Annotated in this window: 3 protein-coding genes and 1 pseudogene; 2 read left to right on the top strand and 2 right to left on the bottom strand. The window is 71.9% G+C overall.

Annotated features, from left to right (window positions below):
• A pseudogene (locus FL311_RS40365) lies at positions 1-550 on the bottom strand (hypothetical protein); the annotation flags it as partial.
• A gap of 301 nt (positions 551-851) precedes the next feature.
• On the bottom strand, positions 852-1,268 hold the full coding sequence (locus tag FL311_RS40360; protein ID WP_194869575.1) for a hypothetical protein: 417 nt from the start codon (positions 1,266-1,268) through the stop codon (positions 852-854).
• Between the two features lie 209 nt (positions 1,269-1,477).
• Here FL311_RS40360 and FL311_RS40355 point away from each other — a divergent pair, with 209 nt between their 5' ends.
• A complete protein-coding gene (locus FL311_RS40355) occupies positions 1,478-4,561 on the top strand; it encodes an aminotransferase class I/II-fold pyridoxal phosphate-dependent enzyme (RefSeq protein WP_141332958.1) in 3,084 nt (1,027 codons plus the stop codon).
• A 181-nt stretch (positions 4,562-4,742) separates the two neighbouring features.
• Positions 4,743-5,741, top strand: a complete 999-nt coding sequence (locus FL311_RS40350; RefSeq protein WP_046711269.1) for a class I SAM-dependent methyltransferase — start codon at positions 4,743-4,745, stop codon at positions 5,739-5,741.
• Positions 5,742-5,859: the final 118 nt, after the last annotated feature.

The following is a 5,859-nucleotide window of genomic DNA, read 5'->3' as shown; positions in this document are numbered from 1 at the left end:
GCCGCGCATCCGCCGCGGGCGCCTTGCCCACCAGCTTCACCGACTCCTTCAGGAGCGCCGCCCCGCCCTCATCCGTCGCCCCGTACGCGCAGACGTCCGAGCCCTTGAGCGCATAGCCCATGGCCCCACCCGCCGAGCGCGTCGTGCTCACCGTCGTCACGCCCTTCGACGTCGCCGCCTTCGCCTCCTCGCCCCCGGCCTGCGTCATCGCCTCGGCCGCCTTGGCCTGGAACACCTTCGCGTCCGACACCCGCATGCACGACACGCGGCCATCCGTGCGCAGCGACACCGTCGCCGGCCCCGCCGGGTCCAGCCCCACCGCCGTCAACGTCTCCGGCTTCGTCGGGTCGATGGTCAGGAACGGGTGCAGCTCCGCGCGCCACGCCGCGGGCCTGAGCAGCGCCGCATGCGTCCCCGCGCGCTCCAGGAAGGCCGTGAGCCCCGCCAGCGCGTCCAGCTTGGGCACGTGGACCACCGTCTGGGCCTGGGCTGCGGAACGGGGCGCGGGAGCAGCCGCCAGCGTGGCGGCGAGGACGAGCGAGGAGAGCATGCCCTCCGTGAGAGCAGCGCACCTCCACCCCTGTCAAGGCACTCGCACCCCCCGTGCCCTCGGAACCCGCCCGGGCCTCACCCGAACGGCCAGTGGTGGACGATGTCGCCGATAAAACCCGGTGGAACAGCGAGGCGAAGCCAGTCCGCCCGACTGCCCACCGGTCCCCCCCTCTGCATCCCGTGCCGGCACTCCCCCTCATCCAGACCGAGGCGGGCACGCGGGCCCGGGGCCTCGAGCCCCAGGCGTCCGCCCGCACGGCATGTCGTGTCAGCCGGGATGCGTCACGACTTCGCGCGGCTCAGAGTCGGCCCTGGTTGGCCCACTCGATCATCCGCTCCGCCAGGTCCTCGGTGTTGCGCCGCAGGTGCGCGAGCTGAAGCACCTGGTCATCCGCGTCCGCGAGCGTCATGCGCCGCGTCAACAGCTCCGCGAAGCGCACCACCTGCGCGATGCTGATGCAGTCGGCGTCCTCCGACGCCCCGGCGAACCGCGCCACCTCCGCGTCCACCTCCAACTGCTCATCCAGCAGCGCCTTCACCAGCGCCGAGCGGGACACCGGCGTCTCGAACTCCTCTGGGTTGCGCAGCTGACGACGCCACGGCTGGGACTCCCACCGCACACGCGCGGGGTCCCTGAGGACTCGGTTCCGCGAGGGCTGAATGCTCATCAAGGCCTGCATGCCGACCTTCGTCGGCGACCCGAAGCTGAGTTCCATCAGTGCCCCCTCTCCACCACGGGGTCTGTCCACGAGCGTGACCGACTTCATTCGTTCCAGCCGTTGCCTTCCCGTCCTACCCACGCGACCACCCCTTCATTACGCGCGAGCGGCCAAATCTTGATTGGAGCCACGGCGCCAAAGGGTTGCGTGCATGCGCCAGGAGTGCGTTGACACACGGCGGTGGGCCCGGGACAGTCGCGCGCGCCATGCCGACCTATCCGTCCTCACCCCGAGAGGCCTTCCACCTGCTGCGCGCGTTGTCGGAGGACCTGGCCCACCCGGAGCGGCGCGCCCAGGCGCGGGTGGAGCTGCGCGAGCTGGCGGACCTGTCGCGCGACCAGCCCGAGTCGGCCCCGCTGCGGCTGGTGACCGTCACCGTGGCGGTGGGCGCCTCGCAGGAGCGGCTGGAGCTGTTCCTCCTGCCCTCCATCTTCGCCCCCGAGTCCTGGGCCTACACCTTCCTGGAGGGGCTGCTCAGCGTCCCGTTGGACGAGTACGCCGGCAAGCGGCTGGTGGAGGTGGGCGCGGGCTCGGGGTGGATCTGCATCGCGCTGGCGAAGTTCACGCGGCTGGCGCACGTGCACGGCGCGGACCTCAACCCGCACTCGCCCGTGGTCGCGCGCTGCAACGCGTGGCTCAACGGCGACGAGACGCTGGTGTCGCGGCTGTCCTTCGCGGAGAGCGACCTGTTGCGCGGCGTCCCGGCGCAGCCCGCGTGGGACTTCGTGGTGGGCTGCATCCCCCAGGTGCTGCGCACGGAGGAGCTGCCCGGGGAGCTGTCCCAGGCCGACGAGCAGGCGCTGTATGACTTGTCGAACTACTGCACGTTGCAGAACGTGTACGAGGACCACTTCGGCCTGGGGCTCATCGCGCGGCTGCTCGACGAGGCGCCCGAGCGGCTGGCGCTGACGGGCAGGCTGCTGCTCAACCTGGCGGGCCGTCCGGGCCGTCCCATCATCGAGCGCATGTTCACCCGGCGCGGCTTCTCCACGCGGGTGCGGGTGGCGCGGCGGGTGCGGCAGGCGGCGGACACGGACATCCGTCCGCTGGTCGCGCTGGAGCAGCGCACCGGGCGCGAGTTCGAGTTCTTCATGGAGGCGCACAGCCCCGAGCCCCTGCGCGCCGCCACCGCGCTGGGCTGGCTGCAGTCGGGCCATGCCGTATGGCACGAGGTGGCCGTGTGGGAGGCGCACCTGTCGCGTCCGCGCGAGACGCTGGCCCTGCGCCAGTCGCTGCGAGGACTGGGCATCCCCGCGCTGCAGGAGGAGCTGGATTTGGGCGCCGCCTCGCCCGAGCAGCTGGGCTTCGTCGCGGCGCTCTCGGAGCGGCTCGCGAAGGGGCCGCTGCTGCCGTACGCGCACGAGGCGGGGGACGCGTCGTTCCGGCGCCAGCTGGTGCGCTACCTGGAGCGCTACTTCGGCCTGAGGCTGTCGGCGGAGGAGCTGTTCGTCGCGCCCGAGCGTGAGCAGGCGGTGTACTCGCTCCTGCTCGCCACGTGCGACGCGGGCGACGAGGTGCTGGTGTCGCGCAACCTCCACCCGCTCTACGCGCGGGCGCTGGAGAAGGCGGGCGTGCGCGCCACGGTGACGCACACGACGCTGGAGGAGATCCGCCGGCTGCTGTCCGCCTTCGACGTGAAGATGGTGCTGCTCACGGTGGAGAAGGGCGAGCGCACCAACCTGTCCGTGCTGCGCGACATCATCGCGGAGGCGTCGCGGCGGGGCATCTGGGTGGTGCTGGACGAGAGCGCCTTCTTCAACATCACCGGCCAGGTGGAGCCGCTCACCCTCTTCGAGTTCCTGGCGCGCGAGCCGTATGCCCCCAACCTGGTCGTGCTCTACGGCCTGGTGAAGAACGCGGTGTGGCCGGACCTGGAGCTGACGCTGCTGCTGCCCGTGCCGGAGCCGCTGCGCGCGGACCTGGAGGTGGCGGCCGAGGTGACGTACTCGCGCATCAGCACGCTGGCGCAGTGGTTCTACGAGCGCACCTTCGCGGACCTCTTGTCCTTCCGCATCTCCTTCGCGGAGCCGGAGCCGCCCGGGCCCCGCCGGCACCCGGTGGTGCCGCTGCCGCGCTCCTCGCGCATCCAGACGCTCTCGGCCTTCCCCGCCTTCGCGCCCAAGGTGTTCCGCGAGGACGACGCGGAGCTGGTGCGCCTGGACTACGGCGAGAACGAGGGGCCGCTGCCCGAGCCGCTCGTGGAGGGGCTCATCGCCGCCGCGGCCGCGCCTCGCGAGTCCGGCGCGCAGACGGGCCTCTCGGAGGCCGTGGCCGCCTTCCTGCTGGAGACGCGCGCCGTGCGCTACACGGCCGAGGAGCTGGTGCTCGCGCCGGGAGTGTGGCCGCTCATCCACCACCTGGGCGTCGCGCTCAAGCAGCGCCTGGGTCGCGCGCCCCGCGTCTTCCTGACGACGCCCTGCTACGGCGTGCTGCCGCCGACGTTCCTCTCCGCCGGCTGCCAGGTGGCCCAGGGCACGCTGTCGGAGCTGCTCTCCAGGCGAGGACAGGGCGGCTTCGTCCCGGACGCCGTCGTCATCTCGCAGCCCTCCAACCCCACGGGCGTCTACGTGGCGCGCGAGGAGCTGGTGGCGCTCGCCAACTACGTGGTGGAGCAGCGCTGCCTGCTGGTGTCCGACGAAATCTTCGGCCTGGTGAACCTCACCAGCCCCACGGCGGAGACGGTGCACAGCCCGGTGACGCTCGAGGGCGCGGTGCCGGGCGTGGGCGCGCGCACGGTGGTGCTGGGCGGCCTGTCCAAGGAGTTCGCCGCGGGCGGGCTGCGCGTCGGCTGGCTCGCCACGAGGGACCGCGCGCTGGCCTTGGCGATGCGCGAGGCGGGCCCGGGCGTGCTGCACCGGGTCACCGCGCGCGCGGCGGCCTACCTGTACGCGGCCTACGCGCGCAGCCCGGACGGTCAGCTGCTCTACCCGGCGCGGCACCGCTCGCTGCGCGCCTTCCTCACGAAGATGCGACGCGAGCTGGCGGAGAAGCGCGACCTGCTCGCGGCGGTGCTCCCCTCCGAGGCGCGCGCGGAGGCGGGGGACGCGGGCGGGCTGTTCCTCGCGCCCCGCGTGACGTCCTGGCTGGGGCGCACGGTGGACGGCGAGCGGCTCACCCCGGAGAACCTGCCGCGCGTCGTCTACGAGCACACGCACGTGGTGCTCAATGGCGGCCCCTGGTGCTCGGACCCGGAGCGGGTGCGCGCCGTCTTCTCCATCCCCCGCGACAAGCTGGAGAAGGCCTGCGAGCGATTGAAGGCCTTCGGCGCGAAGCTCCCGTCCTCCTCCTGACACCCCGCCGCCAACGAGGCGGGACTGTCCTCGACCCGACGCCGGGGCCGTTCATGTGGGGACACAGACCCTGTCCCCACGGTGGATGGGGTTCTCCAGGTAATTCCAGCATGATTGGTAATCCCCGGTAGGCCGACGGCCCGGCCCCGGGGGTCTTCCGTCTCCTGTCGTGGGGGGTGTCATGCCCAATCTGCTCGACCTGCCTCGGCAGGCGTTGATGGACCTGCGTTCTCGGCTGAGCCACCTGCCGTTGGTGTCGCAGCTGCCGTTGCGCAACGTGGTGCCGGACAGTCTGGCGTTGTCGAGCCCGGCGCCGCAGGACTCGGCGCTGTCGGACCCGGCACGGGTGCTGGCGTGGCAGAAGGCGTGTGCGCGGTACGTGAAGCCGGGGCAGGTGGTGATGGACGTGTGCGCGGGGGCGGGCTTGCGCACCTTCGCGGCGGCGACGCGTCATCCGCGGCGGCTGTATGCGGTGGACCCCTCGCGGCTGCTGGACACCACGCAGTGGGTGGCGCGGCGCAACGGGCTCGAGCACATCGACTTCGTGCGCGCGCAGCCGTGGAGCTTCCAGCCGCCGGAGAAGGTGGACGTGCTGTTGCACGAGCTGCTCGGGGAGGCGCTCTTCGACGCGGGGCTGGTGCCGAGGATGCTGGACTTGCGCTCGCGGCTGCTCAGGCCCGGCGGGCGCATCCTCCCCAACCGCTTCGAGGTCTTCGTGGAGCCGGTGCAGCTGCGCGACGAGGCGTGCCTGCCCTTCATCTGGAGCCAGCGAATCCCGGGCGTGGACTACAGCTGCCTGCAGACGCTGCGTGAGGCGATGAACCCGTCCTACTTCACGCGCGTGGTGCGCTCGTACGAGGTGGACCACCTGCTGTGCGAGCCGGAGCCCGCGTTTGCCTTTGATTTGGAGACGATGACGGCGGACGGCCTGCCCCAGCGCGTGCGCTACGAGCGGCCGGTGATGGAGGCGGGGCGCGTGGATGGCTTCTGCCTGTTCTACAAGGTGGCCTTCGACGCGGAGCTGTCCTTCACGGTGTCGCCCTTGCGAGGCCAGAACCCGGCGGGCATGACGTTCTTGCGCGTGGACCCGCGCGACTTCGCTCGCAACGAGCTGTTGTCCTTCGAGCTGGAGCTGGCGGACCCGGGGGATGTGGGCACCTGGCGCTGGCACTTCCGCTGAAGGCGCGGGCGGCAGTGCTCGCGGGTGGACACCCGGGGGGACTGGAGGGCTTCGCCTCCGTCGGACCGTGCCTAGGTTCCACCCCGGCATGGGTTCCATTCGTGGGTGGGTGGTGGTG

The sequence above is a fragment of the Myxococcus sp. AB025B genome (assembly GCF_006518215.1).
Classification (GTDB): domain Bacteria; phylum Myxococcota; class Myxococcia; order Myxococcales; family Myxococcaceae; genus Myxococcus; species Myxococcus fulvus.
The sequence above is the reverse complement of the archived record's forward strand: the minus strand, read 5'-3'. Positions and strand labels throughout refer to the sequence as shown.